The 23535-nt window shown below is 71.1% G+C and carries 20 protein-coding genes; 9 read left to right on the plus strand and 11 right to left on the minus strand.

Annotation, left to right across the window (positions count from 1 at the left end):
* Window positions 1–2: 2 nt before the first annotated feature.
* Window positions 3–683: an alpha/beta fold hydrolase gene (locus ACWEOW_RS16065; RefSeq protein WP_452270222.1), complete on the plus strand. Its 681-nt coding sequence runs from the start codon at window positions 3–5 to the stop codon at window positions 681–683.
* A gap of 21 nt (window positions 684–704) precedes the next feature.
* On the opposite strand, the gene ACWEOW_RS16070 is transcribed toward ACWEOW_RS16065, so the two are convergent.
* The 6 genes from ACWEOW_RS16070 to ACWEOW_RS16095 all read right to left on the minus strand — a co-directional run bounded on the left by ACWEOW_RS16070 (window position 705) and on the right by ACWEOW_RS16095 (window position 8791).
* Entirely contained in the window at window positions 705–1577 is an 873-nt protein-coding gene (locus tag ACWEOW_RS16070) for an LLM class F420-dependent oxidoreductase (protein ID WP_452270223.1), read from the minus strand.
* A gap of 153 nt (window positions 1578–1730) precedes the next feature.
* Complete coding sequence (locus ACWEOW_RS16075) at window positions 1731–3155, minus strand: GH1 family beta-glucosidase (protein WP_452270224.1); 1425 nt, start codon at window positions 3153–3155, stop codon at window positions 1731–1733.
* The gene (gene yicI, locus ACWEOW_RS16080; protein ID WP_452270225.1) at window positions 3152–5533 is read right to left on the minus strand and encodes an alpha-xylosidase; all 2382 of its coding nucleotides are present in this window, start codon (window positions 5531–5533) and stop codon (window positions 3152–3154) included. Before yicI ends, ACWEOW_RS16075 begins: the two co-directional genes overlap by 4 nt.
* Window positions 5534–5560: 27 nt before the next feature.
* Window positions 5561–6481 carry a carbohydrate ABC transporter permease gene (locus ACWEOW_RS16085; RefSeq protein ID WP_452270226.1) on the minus strand — a complete coding sequence of 307 codons (921 nt, stop codon included), beginning with the start codon at window positions 6479–6481 and terminating at the stop codon, window positions 5561–5563.
* A gap of 3 nt (window positions 6482–6484) precedes the next feature.
* A complete protein-coding gene (locus ACWEOW_RS16090; protein WP_452270227.1) occupies window positions 6485–7399 on the minus strand; it encodes a carbohydrate ABC transporter permease in 915 nt (304 codons plus the stop codon).
* A gap of 78 nt (window positions 7400–7477) precedes the next feature.
* Window positions 7478–8791 carry an ABC transporter substrate-binding protein gene (locus ACWEOW_RS16095; protein ID WP_452270228.1) on the minus strand — a complete coding sequence of 438 codons (1314 nt, stop codon included), beginning with the start codon at window positions 8789–8791 and terminating at the stop codon, window positions 7478–7480.
* 247 nt (window positions 8792–9038) lie between these two features.
* Here ACWEOW_RS16095 and ACWEOW_RS16100 point away from each other — a divergent pair, with 247 nt between their 5' ends.
* Both ACWEOW_RS16100 and ACWEOW_RS16105 read left to right on the plus strand, forming a co-directional pair.
* The gene (locus tag ACWEOW_RS16100) at window positions 9039–10058 is read left to right on the plus strand and encodes a LacI family DNA-binding transcriptional regulator (protein ID WP_452270229.1); all 1020 of its coding nucleotides are present in this window, start codon (window positions 9039–9041) and stop codon (window positions 10056–10058) included.
* The gene (locus tag ACWEOW_RS16105; protein WP_452270230.1) at window positions 10055–11248 is read left to right on the plus strand and encodes an ROK family protein; all 1194 of its coding nucleotides are present in this window, start codon (window positions 10055–10057) and stop codon (window positions 11246–11248) included. The genes ACWEOW_RS16100 and ACWEOW_RS16105 overlap by 4 nt, the downstream gene beginning before the upstream one ends.
* An 84-nt stretch (window positions 11249–11332) precedes the next feature.
* On the opposite strand, the gene ACWEOW_RS16110 is transcribed toward ACWEOW_RS16105, so the two are convergent.
* Together ACWEOW_RS16110 and ACWEOW_RS16115 are read right to left on the minus strand one after the other, a co-directional pair.
* Window positions 11333–12388 (minus strand): alpha/beta hydrolase, encoded by a 1056-nt coding sequence (locus tag ACWEOW_RS16110; RefSeq protein WP_452270231.1) that lies wholly within the window; start codon window positions 12386–12388, stop codon window positions 11333–11335.
* A gap of 54 nt (window positions 12389–12442) precedes the next feature.
* Complete coding sequence (locus tag ACWEOW_RS16115) at window positions 12443–12976, minus strand: phosphoribosyltransferase (RefSeq protein WP_452270232.1); 534 nt, start codon at window positions 12974–12976, stop codon at window positions 12443–12445.
* 204 nt (window positions 12977–13180) lie between these two features.
* Between ACWEOW_RS16115 and ACWEOW_RS16120 the strand changes: the two genes are divergently transcribed.
* Together ACWEOW_RS16120 and ACWEOW_RS16125 are read left to right on the plus strand one after the other, a co-directional pair.
* Window positions 13181–14326, plus strand: a complete 1146-nt coding sequence (locus ACWEOW_RS16120; protein ID WP_452270300.1) for a pyridoxal phosphate-dependent aminotransferase — start codon at window positions 13181–13183, stop codon at window positions 14324–14326.
* An 18-nt stretch (window positions 14327–14344) separates the two neighbouring features.
* Window positions 14345–15103 carry a DUF5995 family protein gene (locus tag ACWEOW_RS16125; protein ID WP_452270233.1) on the plus strand — a complete coding sequence of 253 codons (759 nt, stop codon included), beginning with the start codon at window positions 14345–14347 and terminating at the stop codon, window positions 15101–15103.
* Window positions 15104–15289: 186 nt separating this feature from the next.
* Here ACWEOW_RS16125 and ACWEOW_RS16130 read toward each other — a convergent pair whose 3' ends face one another.
* Window positions 15290–16570, minus strand: a complete 1281-nt coding sequence (locus tag ACWEOW_RS16130) for an MFS transporter (RefSeq protein WP_452270234.1) — start codon at window positions 16568–16570, stop codon at window positions 15290–15292.
* Between the two features lie 130 nt (window positions 16571–16700).
* Between ACWEOW_RS16130 and ACWEOW_RS16135 the strand changes: the two genes are divergently transcribed.
* The 4 genes from ACWEOW_RS16135 (at window position 16701) to ACWEOW_RS16150 (ending at window position 21115) form a co-directional block, all read left to right on the plus strand.
* The gene (locus tag ACWEOW_RS16135; protein WP_452270235.1) at window positions 16701–17210 is read left to right on the plus strand and encodes a MarR family winged helix-turn-helix transcriptional regulator; all 510 of its coding nucleotides are present in this window, start codon (window positions 16701–16703) and stop codon (window positions 17208–17210) included.
* A gap of 94 nt (window positions 17211–17304) precedes the next feature.
* Window positions 17305–18981, plus strand: coding sequence for a 5,6-dimethylbenzimidazole synthase (gene bluB, locus ACWEOW_RS16140; RefSeq protein WP_452270236.1), 1677 nt, complete (start codon window positions 17305–17307; stop codon window positions 18979–18981).
* Window positions 18982–18991: 10 nt separating this feature from the next.
* Complete coding sequence (locus ACWEOW_RS16145) at window positions 18992–19537, plus strand: gamma carbonic anhydrase family protein (protein WP_452270237.1); 546 nt, start codon at window positions 18992–18994, stop codon at window positions 19535–19537.
* A 399-nt stretch (window positions 19538–19936) separates the two neighbouring features.
* Complete coding sequence (locus ACWEOW_RS16150; protein WP_452270238.1) at window positions 19937–21115, plus strand: CaiB/BaiF CoA transferase family protein; 1179 nt, start codon at window positions 19937–19939, stop codon at window positions 21113–21115.
* Window positions 21116–21223: 108 nt separating this feature from the next.
* Here ACWEOW_RS16150 and ACWEOW_RS16155 read toward each other — a convergent pair whose 3' ends face one another.
* Both ACWEOW_RS16155 and ACWEOW_RS16160 read right to left on the minus strand, forming a co-directional pair.
* The gene (locus tag ACWEOW_RS16155) at window positions 21224–21913 is read right to left on the minus strand and encodes a response regulator (RefSeq protein ID WP_452270239.1); all 690 of its coding nucleotides are present in this window, start codon (window positions 21911–21913) and stop codon (window positions 21224–21226) included.
* Complete coding sequence (locus ACWEOW_RS16160; RefSeq protein WP_452270240.1) at window positions 21910–23514, minus strand: sensor histidine kinase; 1605 nt, start codon at window positions 23512–23514, stop codon at window positions 21910–21912. The genes ACWEOW_RS16155 and ACWEOW_RS16160 overlap by 4 nt, the downstream gene beginning before the upstream one ends.
* Between the last annotated feature and the right edge of the window lie 21 nt (window positions 23515–23535).

The following is a 23535-nucleotide window of genomic DNA, read 5'->3' on the forward strand; positions in this document are numbered from 1 at the left end:
CGGTGACGGAAGTCGTCGTGCTGTTGCACGGGCTCGGTGGCACGCACGGGGTCTGGGATCGGCTCGCCCGGCTGGTCCACGGTCCCGTCCACGTGCCGGACCTGCCCGGTCACGGCACCGCGCCGTGGCTCGAGTCGTACACCTTCGCGACCATGGCGGAGCAGATTGCCGCGGGGTTGCCCGAGGCCTCGTCGTATGCCGTCATCGGCCACTCGCTCGGCGGCGTCGTCGCGCTGGAGCTGGCACGACAGGTCCGGGCGGTGCGACGGGTCGTGGGTCTCGGGATCAAGGTCGAGTGGACGGACGAGGAGCTGGCCCGCGGGCGCGAGCTGGCGGGACGCCCGATCGCGTGGTTCGAGTCCGAGTCCGAGGCCGTCGCCCGGCACCGCAAGATCTCCGGCGTCGGCGACCTGGTGGACGACCGCGTCGCACACGAAGGGGTGCTCGAGGCCGGTGGTGTCTGGCGACTCGCCTTGGACGCCAGGGCATTCGGCGTCGGCCGACCCGACATGGCGGGGCTGCTGGACCACTCCTCGGCCGTCGTGACCCTAGCGCGTGGCGAGCACGACCCCATGGTGAGCGATGCACAGCTGGCCGCCCTGGTGCCCGATCCGGTCACGCTGCCTGGGCTCGGGCACAACGCGCACCTGGAGGACCCGGCGGCCGTGCGCGCCCTGCTCTGACGGCACGCGCACGTCCTGGGCTCAGAGCTTCGAGGCCTCCGGGATGACCCGCTCACCCATGAGCTCCAGCCAGTCGGTGCGCGACCCGTCGAGCGCCCGCATGTGCGTGTGCGTGACGCCGAAGCCGGCGAGCTCGCGCAGGTGCTCGAGCACGTCGTCGACCTTCTCGCCGTTGGGTCCCGGGTCGATCGGCGACATCACGGTCTTCTCGATCGCGTCGTAGTCGGTGCCGAGCCGGTCGCAGTGCTCGCGCAGGATCTCGAGCTTGCGCGGCAGCTCGGGGCTGTCGAACAGGTTGCAGGCTTGGGCGTACTGCGCGACCATCCGCAGCGTCTTCTTCTCGCCTCCGCCTCCGATGAGGATGGGCGGGTGCGGGCGCTGCACGGACTGGGGTGAGTTCAGTGTTCTGCCCAGCTGGTAGTGCTTGCCCTCGTAGGGCTGCTCGCTGTCAGACCACATCTGGAGGCAGATCTGCAAGGTCTCCTCGAGCCGCTCGAAGCGCTCGGCAGTCGGTGGGAACGGCAGCCCGAGGCCCGCGCACTCCTCCTCGTTCCACGCGGCCCCGATGCCGAGCCAGGCGCGGCCCTTCGAGAGGACATCGAGGGTCGTGACCTCCTTGGCGAGCAGACCCGGCTCGCGGTAGACCGCGGCGGTGACCCACGTCAGCAGCTGGATCCGCTCGGTGACCGCCGCGAGGAAGCCGAGTGCGGTGTAGGCCTCGAGCATCTCGTGCTCCTTCGGCCCGACCGGCCCGATCTGCCAGACGTGGTCCATGACCGACAGCTTCGTGTAGCCGACGTCTTCCGCGGTCTTGGCGGTGCGGGTGAGGTCGTCGACGAACGTGGCCGGCCCCCCGCTCCAGGTGAAGTTGGCAAGGTGGAGTCCAAGGTCCATGCCTCGCACCATACGTCGCCCCGCACCCAGCAACACACCGGGCAACGGCCAAGTTCTGCGGAAATAACCGTCAAGGTTTGCGGCTGCTCGGTGTGTTGCGGAGCCGTGGGCGAGGTCAGGGGGCTGGGACGGCGGGGTGGGTGGGTGGGGTGGTCAGGTGGCGCGGTGGTGGGCGACGAGGGCGGCATAGAACCGGCCGGAGTCCTTCACGGTCCGCTCGAGCGTGTCGTAGTCGACCCGGACGATGCCGAACCGGCGGTCGTAGCCGTAGGCCCACTCGAAGTTGTCGAGCAGCGACCAGACGAGGTAGCCCTGCACGTCCGCACCGGTGTCGAGCGCGTCGGCGACCGCCCCGAGGTGGCGCCGCACATAGTCGGTGCGCCCGTCGTCGCGCACCCGGCCGTCGGGGCTCACCGTGTCGGCGAACGCGGCGCCGTTCTCGGTGATGAGCAGCGGCAGCCCGGGATAGCGCTGGGAGAGACCGGTGAGCAGCTCGGTCAGGCCCGCAGGGTCGATGTTCCACCCCATCGCCGTGTGCGGGGGCGCCGTGGCGGGGAACTCGATGTCGTCGGCGCCGACCCACGGGCTCGCGCCCTCGCCGTGCCCGTCGGCGGTGGCGCGTGGTTCCTGTCCGGAGTAGTGCCGCACGAGACAGCTCGCGTAGTAGTTGACCCCCAGCGTCGTCATCGGGATCGCCGCCTGCTGCAGGTCCCCGTCCCGGACGAACCCGAAGTCGGTCACGGACGCGACGTCGCGCACCAGGTCGTCGGGGTAGCGGCCCTCGAGCATCGGCGCGAGGAAGGCCCGGTTGGCGAGGGCGTCGACCTTGCGCACCGCATCGAGGTCGCGCGGGTCGTCGGGGTCGACGGGCCGCGGCACGTGGAAGTTGAGCGCTGCTCCGATGCCGGCCTGCTCACCGGCCACGGCCCGGACCGCTCTGCCGCCGAGGCCGTGCGCGAGGTTGAGGTGGTGGACCGCCGCCATCGCCGCGGCGGCCTCGGTGCGACCGGGAGCGTGCACGCCCGCGGCATAACCGAGGTATGCCGTGCACCACGGCTCGTTGAGCGTGAGCCATAGCGGGATCCGGTCCCCGAGCCGCTCGGCGACGAGCCCGGCGTACTCGGCGAAGCGGTATGCCGTGTCGCGCTCGGGCCACCCACCCGCGTCTTCGAGCGCCTGGGGCAGGTCCCAGTGGTAGAGCGTCGGCACGGGCTGGATTCCGTTGTCCAGCAAGGCATCCACGAGGCGGGAGTAGAAGTCGAGACCGGCCCGGTTGGCCGGGCCGCGCCCCGTGGGCTGGATGCGCGGCCAGGCGATGGAGAACCGGTACGCCTGAAGGCCGAGATCGGCCATGAGGCGCACGTCGTCGCGCCAGCGGTGGTAGTGGTCGACAGCCACGTCGCCGGTGTCGCCGCCGAGCGTGCGACCTGGCGTGTGGCTGAATCTGTCCCAGATGGAGGCGCCGCGTCCGTCGGCGTGCACGCCGCCCTCGATCTGGTATGCCGCCGTGGCCGCCCCCCAACGGAACCCCGCGGGGAAGCGCGCGGCGAGGTCCTCGCGCGACACGTGGCCGGTCATCGAGCGCCTCCGTCCATGTCGCCCGAGTCGTGTCCGAGCACGATGGTGACAACGTCACCCGACGCCTCGACGACAAGGCCGGAGGCGGCATACGGCAGGTCACCGGCCGGGTCCACCCGGACGCCGCCCTCGACGACGGCCGAGGTCGCTCCCGGCACGATGACCCGCCACGGGACGCTCCCCGACGGACCCGACACGCCACGCACCGTGATGCGGTCACCGTTGCGCGCCACAGCGAAGACTGTGTCGGCCGCGCCCGCAAACCCGGGAACCACCACCTCCCGGTCGCCGTCGGCGAGCTCCACGAGGGCCAGGGTGACGCCGTCAGCCCAGTCGTACTCAGGTGTGTCCGTGCGCGACCCCAATGGCAGCACCGTGTCCGGGCGCACGAGCAGCGGCAGCGAGTCGAAGCCGTGCTCCTCCCGCACCCAGCGGGGCCCGGTCACCGTCGACCCGTCGAGCAGCGACGTCCAACGACCCTCGGGGACGTAGTAGTCGACCCTGCCGTCGGCGGCGAAAACTGGTGCCACGAGAAGGGACTCGCCGAGCAGGTACTGGCGGTCGAGGTGGGCAGCGGCCGGGTCGGCGGGGAACTCCAGCAGCATCGGGCGCATGACACCCACGCCGTCCGAGGTCACCTCCCGCGCGACACGCGCGAGATACGGCATGAGTGCGAGCTTGAGAGTCGTGAACCTCCGGGTCACCTCGACCGCCTGGTCGTCGAACGCCCACGGCACGCGGTAGGAGTCGGACCCGTGCAGCCGGCTGTGGCTCGACAGCAGCCCGAAGGCGAGCCAGCGCTTGAAGACCGCGGAGTCGGGCGTGCCCTCGAAGCCGCCGATGTCGTGCGACCAGTAGCCGAAGCCCGAGTAGGCCAGCGAGAGCCCGCCACGCAGCGACTCGGCCATCGACGGGAAGGTCGAGTCGCAGTCGCCACCCCAGTGCACCGGGAACTGCTGGCCGCCGGCGGTCGCAGACCGCGCGAAGAGCACCGCGTCGCCCTCGCCGCGGCGCCTCTCGAGCAGGTCGAACACGGCGCGGTTGTAGAGGTGCGTGTAGTAGTTGTGCATCCGCTCGGGATCCGAGCCGTCGTGCCAGACGACATCCGTCGGGATGCGCTCGCCGAAGTCGGTCTTGAAGCAGTCGACGCCGATGTCGAGCAGCCGCCCGAGCGCAGCGGTGTACCAGTCCACGGCGGCGGGGTTGGTGAAGTCGACCAGGCCCATGCCGGCCTGCCACTTGTCCCACTGCCAGACGCTGCCGTCGGCTCGCCGCACGAGATAGCCCTTCTCCATGCCCTCGGTGAACAGGGCCGAGCGCTGGGCGATGTACGGGTTGATCCAGACGCAGATCCGCAGGCCCTTGGCCTTCAACCGGCGCAGCATGCCCTCCGGGTCCGGAAACGTCGCTGGGTCCCAGACGAAGTCGCACCAGTGGAACTCGCGCATCCAGAAGCAGTCGAAGTGGAACACCGACAGCGGCAGCCCGCGCTCGGCCATCCCGTCGACGAACGACGTCACCGTCGCCTCGTCGTAGCTCGTCGTGAACGACGTCGAGAGCCACAGCCCGAACGACCACGCCGGCACCTGGGGTGCGCGGCCGGTCAGGGCCGTGTACCTCGCGAGGATCTGCTTCGGCGTCGGGCCGTAGATGACGTAGTACTCGAGCTGCTCGCCTTCGACCGAGAACTGGGTGGCCGACACCGCCTCCGAGCCGACCTCGAACGACACCTCCTCGGGGTGGCGCACGAAGACACCGTAGCCCGCGTTGGTCAGGTAGAACGGCACGTTCTTGTAGGCCTGCTCGCTGCTCGTCCCGCCGTCGGCGTTCCAGATGTCGACCGTCTGGCCGTTCTTGACCACCGGTCCGAACCGCTCGCCGAGCCCGTAGACGAGATCGCCCACCCCGAGCGCGAGCTGCTCGGCTGCCCAGATGTCCCCACCCGGCCCGAGCGCCACCGTCGTCCCGCGCGGCATCGACCCGGTGAGGGTGCGTCCGTCGGCGACGAAGCTCACGGCATACCCGGGGCCCTTGGCGACGCGGACGCTGAGGCGCCCCGCCTGCAGGACCCCAGCGGTGTCGTCCACGCTCGCGGTGGCGCGGGCGCCATCAGCACCCGTCAGTGCGAACTGCGGCAGCCGGGGGAGGCCGCCCTCGTGACGGGTCACGCGCACCCCGATGACGTCCGTCATCGGTGAGCTGAACCGCATCGTCAGGAGCGGGCGGTTGAGCGTGTCGCCGCGCGACCCGATGCGCGAGGTGGGGGCGTATGCCGTCAGGGTCGTCCCGTCGTCGCCGACCACGAGGTCGCGCACCTCGGCCGGGCGCAGCAGCGTGTAGCCCTCGCGCGACTGCCAGTAACCGTCAGTGAACTTCATGAGGAGACCGAGTTCCCTTTCCTGGGGTCACTTCTCGGCGCCGGCCATGACCCCGCGGGTCAGGGTGCGCTGGAAGATGAGGAAGAAGATGATGCAGGGGATGAGCGAGATGAGAGCACCCGCGTTGGTCGTCGGCGCATCCATGATGCGGTCACCCTGAAGCGTCGCGAGGGCCACCGGAACGGTCTGGGTGCTGTTGGAGATGAGCATGACCAGAGGGATGAAGAACTCGTTCCAGGTCCAGATGAAGAAGAAGATGAGCAGCACCGACAGGGTCGGGCGCGCGATCGGGAAGACCACGCGCCAGAGCGTCTGCCACCGGCTCGCCCCGTCGAGGGCTGCCGCCTCGAGCACCGACCGCGGGAATGTGCTCAGCACCGAGGAGAGCAGGTAGGTGCCGAAGGCGCTCTGGATGACGGTGAAGATGATGATGACCGACAGCTGCGTGTTGTAGAGGCCGACCTGCTTGGAGAAGAAGTAGAGCGGGTAGACCAGGGCCTCCTGCGGCAGCATGTTGGCGAGCAGGAACACGCCGACGATCCAGACCCGCCCGCGGACCCGGCCGATGCCCAGCGCGAACGCGTTGAGGAGCGAGATGAGGGTTGCTGCCACCGCGACCGTGCCGGAGATCAGGATCGAGTTGAACAGCTTCTGCGGGTAGTTCACCTGGGTCCAGTAGGTCGTCAGGCCCTTGGTGTAGAACTCGGTCGGCAGGCTGAGCGGGCCGTTGGTGCTGTAGTCCGACGGCGACTTGAACGCGTTGAGGAGCATGAGCACGAAGGGCGCGAGCACGGCCAGGGCGCAGAGCGTGACGAGGACGAGCACGAGCCAGCGCAGGGGTCCCCGGGTGAACCGGCCGGCCCCTGACGGGTTGGGTGCGACCGGCGACCTCGGTGGCGTCTCGTCGACCGATCGGGTGGTCGTGGGCGTCGTGACGATGGTGGCCATGGCTCAGCCGTCCTTTCGCTCGGACCGGGTCTGGAAGGACATGAAGACCGCGGCCACGACGACGATGATGAGCGTCAGCACCGTGGCGATCGCGGCGCCGTAGCCGACGTCGAGCTTCTTGAAGAACGTCGTGTACGCGAAGTAGGACGGGACGATCGTCGCGTTCTCAGGGCCGCCTCGGGTCAGCGCGAAGATCGGGCCGAAGACCTTCAGCGCGGCGATCGTGCAGGTCAGTGCCACCACGTAGACCTCGGGCCTGATCTGGGGAATCGTGATGTGGCGCAAGCGAGCCCACCAGCCTGCGCCGTCCAGCTCGGCCGCCTCGTAGAGCTCCGGGTCGACGCGGCCCAGTGCCGCCATGAAGATGACGACGGGGTAGCCGATCTGCACCCACACCATGACGAGCATCACCGACGGCATCGCATACGTCGGGTCGCCGAGCCAGTCCTGCGTCAGCCCGCCGAGCCCGACCGCGTCGAGTATGCCGTTGAGCGCGCCGTCGGGGCGCAGGATCCAGCCCCACACGATGCCGGCGACGACGACGGGCAGGATCTGCGGTAGGTAGAAGGTCGCTCGCAGCACCGACACGACGCGCTGGCCGAACCTCCGGCCGAGGACGTCGAACAAGGCGGCGGCCAGGACCAGCCCGATGACGGTCGGGATGACGACCATCGCCACGATCATCGACAGCGAGTTGCGGAATGACTGCCAGAAGACCTCGTCGGCGAAGAGCCTGGTGTACTGGTGCAGCCCGGCGAACCGCGGCTGGCCGACACCCGACCACCGGGTCAGCGACAGGTAGATGTTGTAGACGAACGGGATCGCGATGACCACGGTGAACAGCACCGCGCCCGGCAGGAAGTAGGTCCAGTAGGAGCCGTCGCGAGTCCGACGGCGGCTGTGGGTGATGGTCGTCATTGAGGTCACCTCCGGCGTCGGGGTGGGACGGACGGTCGGCCCGCCCCACCCCGCGGCACTCGAGTCGCGGGTCCAGGCCTACTTGGCCTGGATCTCCTTGATGCCGTCCTGGTAGGGCTTGGCCAGCGAGTCGAGCACCGCGCTCGGCGTCTGCGACTGGTTGATGAGCCCCTGCAGGCTCGCCACGATGACGTCGTAGTAGCCGGGGACGGGCCAGTCGGGGTAGAAGGCGAGGCCGTCCTGCTTGAGGAGCGTCGCGAAGTTCTCCGTCATCTGGCGGGTGCGGGCGTCCTTGATGGTCGACGGGTCACCGGCCACGGGCAGGCCGCCCTTCTCACCGAGGAGGTTCTGCACCTCGGGTCGCATGGTGATGTCGATGAAGTCGTAGGCGAGCGACTTGGCCTTGGAGTTCGTCGGGACGACCCAGAGGTTGCCTGACGAGCCGGCGTCGAGAGTGTTGCCGGGGAAGAGCATCGTGCCCCAGTCGAACGCCTTGATCTCGTCGGTGAACCGGCCGAACCACCAGCTGCCGGAGACGATCATCGGAGTCTTGCCGGCGATGAACGCGGTGCCCATGTCCTCGGCCTTGGCGCTCGCGGTGTCCTTGGCGATGTAGCCCGCCTTGACCCACTTGTCGAAGGTCTCTGCTCCGTACTTGAGCGGGTCGGAGTGGAAGTCGACCGCGCCCTTGTAGAGCTGGTAGCTGTTGACGAAGGTGCGGTCCGCCTTGGACAGGGCCAGCTGGTAGTAGAGCTGGCCGGCGGGGTACTCGGCGCCGGACATCCCCAGCCCTGCAACCCCCTTGGCCTTGAAGGCGGCCAGCGCGGTCTCGAGCTCGGCGAACGTGGTCGGCAGCTTGACCCCGTACTTGGTGAAGAGGTTCTTGTCGTAGTAGACCATCACGTACTCGCCGTAGTTCGGCACGCCGTACCACGTGTTGCCGCCCATGACGCCCTTGTCGTCGTACTTGGCCGTCGTCTGCAGGCTGGGGCTGAGCTTCTTGTCCCAGCCGCGGTCCTTGGCGATGTCGGTGAGGTCGGTGAGCAGTCCCTGGCTCGCGAGCAGGCCGGCGGTCGCGTTGCCCTTGTTGTACTCCATGACGTCGGGTGCCTGGTCGGAGTTGAGGATCATGCCGGCGTTCTGCTGGATCTGCTCGAACGCCTTGCGCTCGAACTCGACGGTGACGCCCGGGTGCTCCTTCTTGAAGATCTCGATGGCCTTGTCCCAGGCCACACCCATGGCGCCGTTGGCGCTCTCGTAGTGCCAGAGGCGCAGCGTGGTGGCGCTCGAGTCGTCGCCTCCCGCTCCGGACGAGCCGCCGCTGCAGGCGGTGAGGGCCAGGACGCCGGCGGCCGCTGCCGCCAGGGCCGCCCGGGGGAAGGAAAACCTCATTGTTGCTCCTTGGTCGAGTGTTGTCGAAGCGCTTCGACTCGTCAGCCGCGAGTTCTCCACTACGGTTGAGGTGGGGAGTGTCGAAGCGCTTCGACTGTCCCATCCCCGACCGGAGGGCGTCAATAGTTTCGCGAAAAGACTTATTGTGCGATGGTGCACCTGCGCGCACCCGACCCGAAGGAGGCCGACCGTGAGACCCACGCTGGCACCGACCGCCGGCGCGCCGTCGCTCGCCTATGGTGATCGCATGCCGACGATCGCCGATGTGGCCCGCGAGGCCGGGGTCGCACCGAGCACCGTGTCGTACGTGCTGAGCGGCAAGCGCGCCATCTCCGCGGAGACCCGCGCCCGGGTCGAGGCCGGCATCGCCAGGCTCGGCTACCGCCCGAACGCCGGAGCCCGCGCCCTCGCCAGCGCGAGCACCAAGATCGTGGGCCTCGTCGTGCCGCTGCGCACCGACGTCAACGTGCCGGTCATCATGCAGTTCGTCGCGGCGATCACCCTGGAGTGCCGGCGGTTCGACTACGACGTCCTGCTCCTCACCAAGGACGAGGGGCCCGAGGCCGTCAGCCGCGTGGTCCAGGGGTCGATGGCGGACGCGCTCATCGTCATGGACGTCGAGGCCGACGAGCCGCGACTCGAGAGCCTGCGCGGCTCGGGCTTCCCGGTCGTTCTGATCGGCGTGCCCGACTCGCCAGGCGAGTTCGCTTGTGTAGACCTTGATTTCGCCGCAGCGGCCCGGATGTGCGTCGACCGGCTTGTCGAGCTGGGCCACACCGACATCGCGTTGTTCGGTGCCACACCCGCGGTCTACGAGCGCGGCACGAGCTATGCGCTGCGCTTCCGCTCCGGCTTCGAGGATGCCGTCGTGGCGGCCGGCGTTCGGGGCTCGGTGCACGCACTTTCCGCCGGCCACCGCGACGTCGAGTCGATGGTGGACGAGCTGCTTCGCGACGAGCCCCACGTCACGGGCCTTGTCGTCCACAACGAGGCGGCGCTGCCCGCGCTCATCGGATCGCTGCGTGCCCGGGGGCTGGAGGTGCCCAGCCGCATGTCCGTCGTCGCGCTGTGTCCCGACGACATCGCCGAAGCGCAGTCGGTCGCCCTCGACGCCGTCTCGATCCCCGCCGGCGACGTCGGCCGCCGTGCCGTGGAGCTCGCGATGGCCCAGCTCGGCGGGCAGCCCGGCGAGCAGCAGCTCATCGCGCCTCACCTGTCCGTGCGTGGCAGTGCCGCGCCGCCGGACCGCGGCGCAGGTGCGCCATGACAGCCCTGCCCGCGAGTGCTCGTCAGGCATCGCTGCGCGAGTCGAACCTCGCGCTCGTCCTGAAGACCGTGCTCGGCGCGGCCGACCCGCCGTCGCGAGCCGATGTGGCGGGCCTGACCTCGATGACCCGCTCGACCGTGTCCCGGCTCGTCGACGACCTCGTCGCGGGCGGCATACTCGTCGAGCTCGATCAGGTGGTTTCGTCCGGCCCCGGCCGCCCGGCCACGCCACTGGCGCCGGGGCGCCGGGTGGCGGCCCTCGGCCTGCAGGTGAACGCCAGCTATCTCGCGGTCAAGGTGGTCGGCCTCGACGGGGCCGTCCTGTCCAGCGCGGTCGAGCCGGGCGACTTCGTCGGCAGCGAGCCCGGGCCGGTGCTGGCCCGGCTCGGCCGCCTGGCCGGCGACGCGACGGCCGGACTCGAGCCCGGGACCAGCCTCGTCGGCGCCGGCCTCGCCCTTCCGGGCATCGTCTCGGTGGGCGACGGCACGCTCCTGCGCGCCCCCAACCTCGGCTGGTCCGACGTGCGCCCGGCGGACCATCTCGGTGCTCTCGGCGCGCCGAGGCACGTCGATCTGCGCGTCGGCAACGAAGCGGACCTCGCCGCGCTCACGGTCGCCTACACCTCGCCAGGACGGCCGGGACAGCTGGCCGACTTCATCTACCTCTCGGGTGAGATCGGCATCGGTGGAGCGGTGGTCGTGGACGGCAGGGTGATGTCGGGGCGCCACGGCTGGGCCGGCGAGATCGGGCACGTGTGCGTCGACCCCGACGGGCCGCCGTGCCCGTGCGGGTCGACGGGATGTCTCGAGAGGTATGCCGGTCGGCAGGCCCTCGTCGACGCGGCCGGCCTTCCCCACGACGCGGGTGCGGCCGAGCTCCTCGAGCGGATCCGGTCCGGCGAGCCCGATGCCAGCCGCGCCCTCGAGCGCGCGGCGTGGGCGCTGGGCATCGCGCTCGGCGGGGTCGTCAACGTGCTCGATGTGCCGGTCATCGTGCTCGGCGGCCACCTCGGCCAGATCGCCGACCAGGTGCGCCCCCTCGTCGAGCCACAGCTGCGCACCCGCGTCCTGTCCAGCCGCTGGCTGCCGCCACAGATCGAGCGCGCGAACGGCGACCCTGCTCCGAGTGCCACCGGTGCCGCACTGCGCGAGCTGCACCGGCTGGTCGAGCACCCGGCCCGGTGGTTGTAGGACCGTCACGGCCAGGGGTCGAGGAGCGTTCTCGTCGCACTGACGGCGACAACGCCTCCCGAGGCCGGCCATCGCCGGGCGGCCTCAGCGGACGAGCAGCGCGGTGACCTCCTCGGCGACGGTGGCCGGGACCTCCAGCGGTATGCCGTGTCCGATGCCTTCCAGCGCCACCTCCTTCGTGACGCCGCCGTTCGCGGCATACGCCTCGAGGATCGCGCGCATCTGGCCGACCATCGGCTGGGAGGGCAGCACGTCGGCGCCCGGCCAACCGGGGATGGCGCCGAGCGAGCCGAGTGTGGCGAGGTCGAACAGCGAGGCATCGCTGACGACCTGGTCCACGGTGCCGTGCAGCCACAGGACCGGCGGCTTGTGGTCGAGGTCGACGATGGCCGACGCGTCGTAGTGGGTCGGGGCCATCGTGTTGAGGACGCCGCGACCGCCCGGTGCCAGGCCCGGCCAGTGCTGTGAGGGTGTCGAGTCGCCGGGGTAGAAGTCGTCGCCGGTCCGGGTCAGGAGCAGCTCGTCCACGAGGAAGTCCTCGTCGATGTTCTCGCTGTTCGCGCCGCCGCCGTAGAAGGTGCGCATGACGACGCGCGGGCTGCTCTGCGGGTCGTCCTCCGAGGCGTCGCCCGCGGCCAGGCGCCGCACAAAGTCGGGGTTCGCGCCGCCACCGCCGGTGCTCGCGCCGTCGGCGAACGCCCGGGTGCCGACGGCGTCGGTGGTGCCGCCGAAGCCATAGGGCGACAGGGGTGCGATGAGCGTGACGCTCGCCAGGTCGTCCGGGTGCTCCAGCATGAGCTGCTCGACCACCCCAGCGCCCATCGACCACCCGACCGCGTTGACCGAGCGCCGGCCCGCGAACCCGAGGGTGTCGAGCAGGGCGTGCACGTCCTCGACCATGTCACCGAGCCCGCGCGTCGCGTCGACCGGGACAGCGTCGGTCCGGCCGAAGCCGCGCAGGTCGGGAGCGATGACCCTCACGTCGCCACCGAGCTCTGCAGCGACGTAGCGCCAGAAGCCACCGGTCGACAGGTTGCCGTGCAGGAGCAAAAGCGGGACGCCGTCGTCGGGGCCGCTGGTCCAGACGTTCTGACGCAGGCGTGAGGTCTCGACCATGGAGCACGTGAAGGCGCTGGGCATGATCGGTTTCTACCAGTGGCCTGGGGCGCCGGACATGGTCCCGGGCCACACTGCTCAGGCGCGGGTGATGTTCTCCGGCACCGATGCGGCCAGGACCGGCGGCTCGGCCGACCACGGGAAGACGACCCACTTGTCGGTCTCTCGCCACACGTAGTCCGGCGTCACCTCGGACCCCGGTTTGCTGTAGAGCACCGCACTGCGGGCCTCCGCTCCCGCATCGCGAAGCAGCCGGAGCACCAGGGCCAGGGTGCGGCCGGAGTCGGCGACGTCGTCGACGACGAGGATGTACCGGCCGGAGATGCTCTCCATGTCCAGGTGCGGCGCGAGCAGGACCGGGTCCGGCAGCGTCTCCTCGACATCGGTGTAGAACTCGACGTTGATGGCGTCGGTGAGCTTGATGCCCAGGGCGTAGGACAGTCCGCCACCGGGGATGAGGCCGCCGCGCGCGACGGCGACGATGATCTGTGGGCGGAAGCTCGAGCCGGCCACGATGGTCGCCAGCTCACGGGTCGCCGTGCCGAAGGTCTCCCAGGTCAGGATCTCTTTGTCGACGAGGGCGGAAGAGTCTGCGTGGTACGCGATCGTCATGCGGCCCTACGTTAGTCCCAGCATGTGAACAGCGCGTTGCGCGGATCGCCGCCCTGCTGGGGCTTTCTGGCCGGCCGCCGTCGCTCGGCACGTGCTGGCGGGCCGTCTGCTGACCGGCGCGCGCTGCGGGACACTGTGCCGGTGACCCTTCGCAACGCCTCCCTCCACCCGTCCCGGCGGTCGCAGGTGCCGCCGTTCGAGGTGATGGACGTCCTCGACCACGTCGCAGTGCTCCGCGGGCAGGGTCGCGACGTCGTCTCCCTCTGTGCCGGCGAGCCCTCCGGGGGCGCCCCGACGCTCGTGTCGGAGGCGGCCGCTCGCCTGCACGAGTCGGGCCGCGCACTGACCTACACCTCGGCCCTGGGCATCCGAGAGCTGCGGGCCGAGATCGCTGCGCACTACGCGCGCTGGTATGCCGTCGACGTCGACCCCGCCCGCGTGGCCATCACCACCGGCTCGTCGGGAGGGTTCGTCCTCGCCTTCCTCGCCGCCTTCGAGTCGGGCGACCGCGTCGCGCTCGCCCGACCGGGCTACCCGGCATACCGGAACATCCTCACGGCGCTCGGCTGCGAGGTCGTCGAGATCGACTGCGGGCCGGGGACGCGCTTCCAACCGACACCCGAGCTGCTCGACGCGGCCCAGTCGGAGGGGGCGCTGCGCGGGCTCATCGTCGCCTCACCGGCGAACCCTACCGGCACGATGGTCGACCGCGCCGAGCTCGCTGCGCTGACGCAGTGGTGCGCCGCGAACGGCGTGCGGCTCGTCAGCGACGAGATCTACCACGGCGTCACCTATCCCGAGCCGGGCGCCCCGGACCCCCGCGGCGTCAGCGCGTGGGAGACCGACGACACGGCCGTCGTCATCTCGTCGTTCAGCAAGTACTGGGGCATGACCGGCTGGCGGCTCGGCTGGATGCTGCTGCCGGAAGACCTCGTCCGTCCCGTCGACGCGCTGGCCGGCAACGTCGCGCTCTGCCCTCCCGCGCCCGCCCAGTATGCCGCCGTGTCGGCCTTTGCGCAGGAGTCGTACCACGAGTGCGACGAGGCGGTCGCGGAGTTCGCTCGTACGCGAAAACTGTTGCTGGACAACGCAGCCCGTCTCGGTTGGGGTGAGTCCGCGCCCCCCGACGGCGCGTTCTACTACTGGGCCGACCTGGGACCGCAGCTCGACCGCTGGGGCGGCTCGGCGGCATACGCGCGAGCGCTTCTCGAGCAGGCCGGGGTGGCGATCACCCCGGGCGGCGACTTCGACGACCGAGCGGGCGGGCGCTCGGTACGGCTGAGCTTCGCGGCCGGCAGCACCGCGGTCGGCGAGGCCATCGACCGGATCGAGGCGTTCCAGGCGCGCTGAGCGGCTACCGTCCAAGCCATGGGCTGGTTCTCCGACATCGTCGACGCGATCCGCGGCCGTCTCGCCGGCGGCCGGCCGGAGCCGGTGGCGCCCGGCCAGCTCGCCTCGGTCGACGCCGTCATCGCCAGGCTGGCCGACGTGGGCGCGACCCTGCCCGAGGGGGACGGGGTGCGCTCCTTCCATGTCGTCTACCAGCGGGTCACCGAGCTCGTCCGCGAACGGATCGCCGCCGGAGACTTCACCGACCGCGCCTTCATCGACCGGCTGGACTGCGTCTTCGCCGGCCTCTACCTCGATGCCGTCGCCTCGCCCGACCCGGACCCGGCCTGGGCACCGGTCTTCGAGAGCCGGCACACGCCCGGGATCCTGTCGATCCAGTTCGCGGTCGCCGGGGTCAACGCGCACATCAACCACGACCTGTCGATCGCCCTCGTCCGGGCCTGCCGCCAGCTGGGGCTCACCCTCGACAGTGCCGGCGTGCAGGCGGACTACCAGCGCATGACCGAGGTGCTGGACACCGTGCAGGAGCAGGTGCGGCAGTCCTTCTTCGACGGCCTCGATCTCGAGCTCGACCGGTATGCAGCGCCACTCGCCAACCTGATCGGCTCGTTCAGCATCGCGCGGGCCCGCGACGCCGCCTGGACCAACGCCCAGGTGCTGTGGCGGCTGGACGGGACCGAGCCGCTTCGCACCGACTACGTCACGACGCTGGGGCGAACGGTGGGAATGGCCGGCCGGGTGCTGCTCACGCCCGTGGCACTCCTCGCCCACCCCTGACCTGACCAGCCATGACCTGACCCCGCAACACACCGAGCAGTCGCAAACTTCGCCGGAAATAACCGGGTGGGTTGGCGACTGGCCGGTGTGTTGCGGCAGGTCGCGCGGTCAGTCGACGAGGGCGGTCGGCGGCTGTGGTCAGTCGGGGCCGCGGTCAGGCGGGGCCGCGGTCAGGCGGGGCCACGGTCAGGCCGCGACAGCGACCGGCGACGAGTCCGGAGCGGGCTCCGGCGCGTCGGTCCGGCTCGGCTCCGCCACAGGCCGGGTGCGCATCGCGGCGCGTAGGCGCCACGCGGCATACACCGCGGCGACACTGAGCCCGAGGTGCAGCGCGAGGAAGCCACCCGACAGGCCCAGCCCGAGCAGCGCACCCGCGACGAGCGGCCCGAGCGCGGAGAACGTCGTCTGGATCGCCGTGAACGTGCCGAGCGTCGTGCCCACCAGGCCCTTGGGCGCCAGGCTCGCCGTGAGCGGGTTGAGGACGGGAGCGTACATCGTCTCGCCCACCGCGAAGATGCCGAACGTCGTGACGAACATCGCGGAGGCGACCGCCGGGCTCATGAGCTGCGCGGCGGACAGCACCATCCAGGAGAGGGTCCAGATGCCGCCGACGACCATGAGCAGCGAACCGGCTGCTCGCCGGGCCGTCAGCCGCACGACGACGACCTGCAGGGCCACGATGACGATGCAGTTGACCGCCGCCGCGAGGCCGATCGCCGACTCGTCGACGTCGAGGACCGTGAGCGCGTAAGCGGGTAGGCCTGACTCGAACTGGGCGTAGAAGCCGAGCGCGAGCGTCACCGCGACCAGGGCGGTCCACCTCAGAGCTGGGATGGCGAAGATGCGCCGGAGCGCCTCGAGTGTGCCGACGCGGGACTCCGCCTCGTCGGGCGCGACGTCGGCCTCCACCAGGGTGGGCGCGCCGACGCCGGCCACCCAGATCAGCCCGGCGGAGATCGCGAAGCCGAGGCCGGCGGCGACGAACGCGAAGACCATGCCGTCGGGGCGGGAGAGGTCGACGAGCTGCCCGGCCACGAAGGCGCCGAGCGCCATGCCGATCGCCTCACCGGTGAACTTGTAGGCGAAGACCTTTCGCCGGTCGGTGCTTCCGGCCCACCGCAGCACCAGGACCGACGCGGCCGGCCCCGACGCAGTCAGGCCGAAGCCGAACACGAACATGCCAACCAGGAAGGCGTTCGCGGTGTCGGCCCAGACGAGGCTGCCGACGCCGGCGGCGGCGAGGACCTTGGCGGTCACGGCGACGGTGACCGGGTTGAAGCGGTCGCTCAGCCGGCCCGCGAAGGGTGCCGCGACGAGCGCGCCGACGGAGAAGAGCGTGCTGGCGAGGGCGGCGGCGAGCGCGCCCCACCCTCGGGTGTTGGCGGCATACGCGTACTGGTACGGGAGTACCGTGCCCCATCCGAGCATGCCGATTGACGACGCGACGATGAGCAGCTTGGTACGCATGTGGTTCACACCCTTTCGGAAGCAGCAGAGGCCGAAGCAGCACAACGCGGCTTCGACCTCGAATATTTCGAACACGAAGTTCGACGTCGAAACGCTAGCACGGCCGACGCGGGTGGAACAATGTGGTTTCGTGGCGAGACGACGGCAGACGGCGCAGCAGGAGCACGCGGCCGATGTGGCCACCTATGTCGCGGCCGGCGGTGAGGAGTCGGTCCAGCGCGTCATCACCGCCGTGTATGCCGTGACCAAGAAGCTCGACCAGTGGTACGTCCGTCAGTTCGCCGACCTCGACCTCACCCAGGGTGAGTGGTCCGTCCTCGCCGCCCTCGCCAAGGCGGGCGACACGTGCCTGACCCCGAGCCAGCTGGCCGACCTGTCCAACGTTGCGCCGTCGTCGATGACCCACCGTCTCGACAAGATGGCCCTGCGCGGCCTGGTCAAGCGCACCCCCGACGAGACCAACCGCACGCGCACCCTCGTGTCGCTGACCAAGGACGGATGGGCCCTGTTCAGCGCTGCGGTGCGCGAGTCGAACGTCGTCGAGAGCGACACCCTGCGCGGCCTCGACTCAGGGGAGCGTCACGAGCTCGCGCGCCTGCTCGAGATCGTCATCGCCGGGCTCGACGACGTCGAGGCCTGACTCGGGCCTCGAGGCCTGGCCCGACCCCTGCCTGACCCCTGCCTGACCCTGGCTGGTTCCGGGGGTATGCCGGTGGCCTGGCTAGAGTCGGTCCGTGAGCTTCCGCAGGCCCGTCCCGACGATCGGTGACCCCTCGTCGGCGGCCGAACGGGCCCAGGCGCCGGATGCGTGGGCGCTGGCCGACGACCTCGACTCGCTCGACCGGGTCATCGGTGCGCGGCGCGACATCCGGCGGTTCCGGCCAGACCCGGTGCCCGAGGACGTGCTCACCGCGGTGCTCACGGCCGGCCACCGTGGCCCGTCCGTGGGGCACAGCCAGCCGTGGCGCTTCGTCGTCGTGACCGACCCGGCGACCCGGGACGCTGCGGCCCTCATGGCCGACCGGGCGCGCCTGCGCCAGGCCGCGGGCATGACCGAGGACTCCGCGCGCGGACTGCTCGACCTGCGCCTCGAGGGGATCAGAGAGGCGCCGATCGGGCTCGTCGTCGCGTGCGACCGGCGCACCCCGGCGGCGGGTGTGCTCGGACGGGCCACGTTCCCGGACACCGACCTCTGGTCGTGCGCCGCCGCGATCGAGAACATGTGGCTCACCGCGAGGGCCCACGGTCTCGGCCTCGGCTGGGTGACCCTCTTCGAGCCGTCCGAGCTCGCCGACCTGCTCGGCCTGCCCGACGGTGTCGAGACCCTCGGCTGGCTCTGCCTCGGCTGGCCCGACGAGCGGCCGCCCGAGCCGGGCCTCGAGCGTGCCGGCTGGTCGAAGCGTCTGCCCCTCGAGGCTGTCGTCATGCGCGAGCGGTGGACCGAGCGCGACGCGCCGGTCTCGCACCTGCGAGCCCCGCACCAGACAGATGTCGTCGCCGCACGAGACCGCGCGGACGACCTGCTCACCGTCCCCGGCTCGCTGGGCGTCCTCGACACGGTGCTGGACCGCATCACCGCGCTGCCCGTGGCGCCGGGACGCGGCACGCTCGTCATCGCGGCCGCGGACCACGCCGTGACGGCATACGGCGTCACCGCCTTCGACCCCTCCGTGACTGCCGACATCGCCCGCGCGACGCGCGAGGGGACATCGATGGGCGCCGTCGCGGCGCGCGCCGCCGGGCTGGACATCGAGCTCATCGACGCTGGGATCGGTTGTGGCAGAGGAGATCTCGTCACGACAGACGCCCTCGATCCAGCGACGTATGCCGCCCTGCTGACTCTCGGCAGCGAGCGCGGTGCCGCCCTGGCTGCGGCCGGCCCCGTCGCAGTCGGGGAGGTCGGCGTCGGCAACACGACCGTCGCGTCCGCCGTCGCTGCCGCGCTGCTCGACGTGCGGCCGGCCGAGGTCGTCGGACGGGGGTCGTCGGCTGACTCCGCGATGATGGAGCGCAAGCTCGACGTCGTCACCCGGGCCGTCACGCGGGTCGGTCGATGCGGCCCCGACGATGCGCTCCGTCGCCTCGGTGGCGGCGAGCTCGCAGTCCTGACCGGTGTCGTGCTCGGCGTCGCGGGCGCCGGCGGTGTGGTCGTGCTCGACGGGCTGGCGACCTCGGTCTGCGCACTCGCCGCGGCGCGTCTCGAACCCGCCGTGGCCGCTCACCTCGTCGCGGGGCAGCGGTCGCGCGAGCGTGCGCACCTTCTCGTGCTGCGCGAGCTTGGGCTCGAGCCTCTGCTCGACCTTCGGATCCGCGCCGGTGAGGGGGTCGGAGCGGCCCTCGCGACCGGCCTCGTCCACGACGCACTGGCGCTACGTGCGGGCGTCGCACGCACCTCACCACAGGCCGACTGAGGGAGTAAAGATGCTGGTTCCATTGGGAGACAAGGTCCCTCGCGTCGATCCGCTTGCCTGGGTTGCGCCCAGTGCGCAGATCCTTGGCGATGTCGAGCTCCGCGCGGGCTCGAGCGTCTGGTACACCGCGGTGCTTCGCGCCGACTTTGACCCGATCGTCGTCGGCGAGCGCAGCAACCTGCAGGACGGCGTCATCGTGCACACCGACTCGACGCATCCGACGACGATCGGGGCTGGGGTGTCGGTCGGCCATCGAGCCGTGCTCCACGGATGCACCATCGAGGACGACTGCCTGGTCGGCATGGGCTCCGTCGTGCTCAACGGTGCGCGGATCGGGGCCGGCAGCCTCGTCGCGGCCGGCGCGGTTGTCCCCGAAGGTGTGGTGGTCCCGCCTCGGTCCCTGGTCGCCGGGGTACCGGGCAAGGTGCGCCGCGAGATCGACGACGACGGGCTGACCCGGATCCGGCGCAACGCCGAGGTCTACGTGGGTCTGGTCGAGGTGCATCGGGCCGCGCTGCGTACCCAGCGCACGTCCGCGTCCATCGAGCCGGCCTGACCCAGGTCGAGTGGGCGCGCCGTCCCACCAGCCCCACCGAACCCAGGTCGAGTGGGCGCCCCGTCCCACCAGCCCCACCGATCCCAGGTCGAGTGGGCGCCCCGTCCCACCAGCCCCACCCATCCCAGGTCGAGTGGGCGCGCCGTCCCACCAGCCCCACGACATCGAGTGACCAGAGGGACGGAGTGCCCACTCGACTGGAGGTGTCGGGGTCGTGGAGGCGGCGATGCCCTGTGACGGGTGGGACGGGGCGCCCACTCGACTGGAGGTGTCGGGGTAGTGGAGGCGGCGAGGCCCTGTGACGGGTGGGACGGGGCGCCCACTCGACTGGAGGGTGGGGGACGGAGTGGGAGGGGGCGGGGCGGTGCTCGGGGACGGGGCGGACGGCATACTGACCGCGTGACCGGACCCCTCTCGGACGTACTCGTCGTCGACCTCTCCCGAGCGCTCGCCGGCCCGCACTCGACGATGATGCTCGCCGACCTCGGCGCCCGCGTCATCAAGGTCGAGGCACCAGGGCACGGCGACGACACCCGCGGCTGGGGGCCGCCGTTCGTCGGTCCGGACGACGCCCGCGAGGCCACGTACTTCCTGTCGGCGAACCGCAACAAGGAGTCGATCACCCTCGACCTCAAGGAGCCCGCCGACAAGGACGTGCTGCTCGCCCTCGTCGACCGCGCCGACGTGCTCGTCGAGAACTTCCGCACCGGGGTCCTCGAGCGGCTTGGCCTCGGCATCGACGAGCTCATGCAGCGCAACCCTCGCCTCGTCGTCCTGTCGATCACCGGGTTCGGCCACGACGGACCGGAGGGCGGGCGGGCCGGTTACGACCAGATCGCGCAGGGCGAGGCCGGACTCATGTCACTGACCGGTTCCGGCCCGGACGACCCGCAGCGGGTCGGCGTGCCCATCGCGGACCTGCTGTCCGGGATGTACGGCGCCTATGGGGTCGTCGCCGCGCTGCACGAGCGCAACCGCACGGGACGCGGTGGCGTCGTCCGCACGTCGCTGCTCGCAGCCGTCGTCGGCGTCCACGCGTTCCAGGGGACGCGGTGGACCGTGGCCGGCGAGGTCGGCCGGTCGGCCGGTAACCACCATCCCTCGATCGCTCCGTACGGCCTCTTCCACTGCCGCGACGGGTCGGTGCAGATCGCGGTCGGGAGCCAGGGGCTGTGGCACCGGTTCTGCTCGGCGTTCGGGCTGGACCCCGCGGCCGACGGGCTCGCCACCAACGCGCTCCGGGTGGCGAACCGCCCCACGGTCATCGAGGTGGTCGAGCGGGCCTTCGCCGAATGGGACGCCGAGCCGCTGCTCGCTCGGCTCGCCGAGGTCGGCGTGCCCGCGGGCAAGGTGCGCAGCCTCGACGAGGTGTACGCGTGGGACCAGACCGCGAGCCAGGGCCTGGTCATCGAGGTCGACCACCCGACCCTCGGCCGCCTCACGTTGCCTGGGCCACCGTTGCGGTTCTTCGACGGCGACGGTGCCGAGGTCACCCGCCGCGACCACGACGCACCGCCGAGGCTCGACGAGGACGGCGCTGCCATCCGCCGGTGGCTCGCCGAGGAGGCTCCCGCCTGACCCAGCCATCCGGGGAGCGCGACGCCAGCCTCGAGACTCGAAGCCACTCGTCCACGGGTGGCTGGAAGCCCTGGGCGCGGCTCGAACGCGTCCTCGAACCGGGGAAGGTCAGCGGCTCCAGAGGTACTCGACCTCGGGGCGGCCGGCGCCGGCATACCTCGAACGCCGCACGGCCAGCTTGGTGTCGCAGAGGTGCTCGGCGTACCGCCGCGCGGTCACCCGACTGACCCCCAGGGCCTCGCCGATCTCCGACGCCGACCGCCCGCTCGACGACTCGCGGAGCAGCTTCGACACCCGTGCGAGGAGCTCCTCGCCCATGCCCTTGGGCAGCCGTGGCTCCGTGGCGGCGTGAGCGCCGGCGAACACCTCGTCGACCTCGGCCTGGGTGCCCAGCTGCGCACCGCCGCTGACCTGGTCGCGGTAGGCCCGGTACGCAAGCAGCCGGTCGCGCAGCGTCGCGAACACGAACGGCTTGAGGACGTACTGCACGACCCCCAGCGACACCGCTGCCCGCACGACCTCGAGGTCCCGCGCGGACGTGACAGCGATGACATCCGCCCGGTGCCCGGCAGCGCGCATCGCGCGGACGACGTCGAGACCGTGCCGGTCCGGGAGGTTCATGTCGAGGAGGACTACGTCGATCTGCTTGTCCTGCAACGCTTTCAGCGCAGCCTGGGTGGTGCCGACCGTGGCCGCGACGGCGAAGCCGTCGACTCGCGAGACGTATGCCGTGTGCGCGTCGGCCGCGACCGGCTCGTCCTCGACGACGAGGACCCGAAGTACCTTCGGCCCGGTCACGACGACCCCCGCACGGGCAGCCGCACCGTGAACGTCGCTCCCGGCGGCCCCGAGACCTCGAGCGAGCCGCCCAGCCGGTCGACGGTCTGGGCCACGAGCGCCAGGCCGATGCCACGCCTCCCGGCACTGCCCTGTTCCTTGGTCGACCAGCCGCGCCGGAAGGCGTCGGCGACGGCACCGGGCGGCAGGCCCGGCCCGTTGTCGGAGACGTCGAGGACGGCATACCCGTGGTCGACCCGGGAGCCGAAGACGACCCGTCGCTCTGCGCCCAGCACGGCTCCGTCGCTCGCGACCGCGTCGAGGGCGTTGTCGATGAGGTTGCCCACGATGGTGACCACGTCGCGGGTCGGCGCGACGTCGCGTGGCCAGTGTGCCCCCGGCTCGATCTCGAAGGCGATCCCGCGCTCGTGGGCCTCGGCCGCCTTGCCGAGCAGGAGCGCCGTCAGGGCGGGCTCGTCGACGGAGTCGACCACCCGGTCGGTCAGCACCTGGGACACCCTGAGCTCGTCGGTCGCGAACTCGAGCGCCCGGTCGGTGTGGCCGAGCTCGATGAGGCTGACGATGGTGTGGAGCCGGTTGGCCGACTCGTGCGCCTGCGAACGCAGGGCCTCGGTGAGCCCGCGCGCCGAGTCGAGCTCTCCCGTCAGGGCCTCGAGGTCGGTGCGGTCGCGCAGGGTCGCCACGTGACCGAGCCGGCGCCCGCGCCACATGGCCGGACCTCGGTTGAGCACGAGCACGCGCGCGGCAGTCACATGGAGCTCGTCCTCGTGGGGCTCGTCGTCGGTCAGGGCTGCGGCGAGTGCCGGCGCGAGCCCGAGGTCGGCGACCTCGCGTCCCACCGCGTCCGGTGCGAGCCCGAGAAGGCGGACGGCCTCGTCGTTGGCCAGCCGCAGCGTGCCGTCGACGTCGGTGATGACGAGTCCCTCGGTGACAGCGTGGAGGACGGCGTCGTAGTACTCGTACATCTCGCGCAGCTGCCGCTCGCCGAGGCCGTGCGTCTGACGCCGGATGCGGCGGGCGACGAGCGCGGTGCCGAGGCCGGACAGCAGCGCGGCGACCAACCCGGCGAGCAGGATGCCGGGCAGCTGGGCGCGGACGCGCTCGCCGACCGCCGCCTTGCGGATGCCCACCGAGACGAGGGCGACGACGCGAGCGCCGTCCTTCACCGGGACCACGACGCGCGACGACGGCCCCAGAGTTCCGGTGTAGTCCTCGACGACCACACCGCCGGCGAGCGCCTCGGCCGTGTGGCCCAGGAACTTTCCGCCGATCTGGCTGGGGTCGGGGTGCGTGAAGCGGACCGCCGAGGGGCTCATGATGACGACGAAGTCGGTGCCGGACTCGAGGCGGACGCGCTCCGCGTAGGGCTGCAGCTCTGTCGTGGGGTCCGGGCCCTGGACGGCACTGACCACCTCGGGGGTCGCCGAGACCGTCTCCGCGACGGCCAGCGCCCTGGCCGTCGCTTCCTGGTCGCCCGCCCGCTGGGCCTGGACGAAGGCGCCGGCGAGACCGGCTGCGACGACGATGACCGCGATGCCGACCTGGAGTGCAAAGGTCTGCGCCGCGACACTCCACCGCCGCGGCGAGAACTCAATGAACACAATCGTGACCCTAGTCACTCC

Source organism: Monashia sp. NPDC004114, assembly GCF_053603855.1.

Excerpts from the sequence above, each read along its gene's own strand:
- ACWEOW_RS16145 (WP_452270237.1), top strand. The coding sequence starts at position 18,992 with ATGCTGGTTCCATTGGGAGACAAGGTCCCTCGCGTCGATCCGCTTGCC.
- ACWEOW_RS16125 (WP_452270233.1), top strand. The coding sequence starts at position 14,345 with ATGGGCTGGTTCTCCGACATCGTCGACGCGATCCGCGGCCGTCTCGCC.
- ACWEOW_RS16095 (WP_452270228.1), bottom strand. The coding sequence starts at position 8,791 with ATGAGGTTTTCCTTCCCCCGGGCGGCCCTGGCGGCAGCGGCCGCCGGC.
- ACWEOW_RS16085 (WP_452270226.1), bottom strand. The coding sequence starts at position 6,481 with ATGGCCACCATCGTCACGACGCCCACGACCACCCGATCGGTCGACGAG.
- ACWEOW_RS16075 (WP_452270224.1), bottom strand. The coding sequence starts at position 3,155 with ATGACCGGCCACGTGTCGCGCGAGGACCTCGCCGCGCGCTTCCCCGCG.
- ACWEOW_RS16070 (WP_452270223.1), bottom strand. The coding sequence starts at position 1,577 with ATGGACCTTGGACTCCACCTTGCCAACTTCACCTGGAGCGGGGGGCCG.
- ACWEOW_RS16100 (WP_452270229.1), top strand. The coding sequence starts at position 9,039 with ATGCCGACGATCGCCGATGTGGCCCGCGAGGCCGGGGTCGCACCGAGC.
- yicI (WP_452270225.1), bottom strand. The coding sequence starts at position 5,533 with ATGAAGTTCACTGACGGTTACTGGCAGTCGCGCGAGGGCTACACGCTG.
- ACWEOW_RS16110 (WP_452270231.1), bottom strand. The coding sequence starts at position 12,388 with ATGCCCAGCGCCTTCACGTGCTCCATGGTCGAGACCTCACGCCTGCGT.
- ACWEOW_RS16090 (WP_452270227.1), bottom strand. The coding sequence starts at position 7,399 with ATGACGACCATCACCCACAGCCGCCGTCGGACTCGCGACGGCTCCTAC.
- ACWEOW_RS16120 (WP_452270300.1), top strand. The coding sequence starts at position 13,181 with ATGGACGTCCTCGACCACGTCGCAGTGCTCCGCGGGCAGGGTCGCGAC.
- ACWEOW_RS16130 (WP_452270234.1), bottom strand. The coding sequence starts at position 16,570 with ATGCGTACCAAGCTGCTCATCGTCGCGTCGTCAATCGGCATGCTCGGA.
- ACWEOW_RS16115 (WP_452270232.1), bottom strand. The coding sequence starts at position 12,976 with ATGACGATCGCGTACCACGCAGACTCTTCCGCCCTCGTCGACAAAGAG.
- ACWEOW_RS16105 (WP_452270230.1), top strand. The coding sequence starts at position 10,055 with ATGACAGCCCTGCCCGCGAGTGCTCGTCAGGCATCGCTGCGCGAGTCG.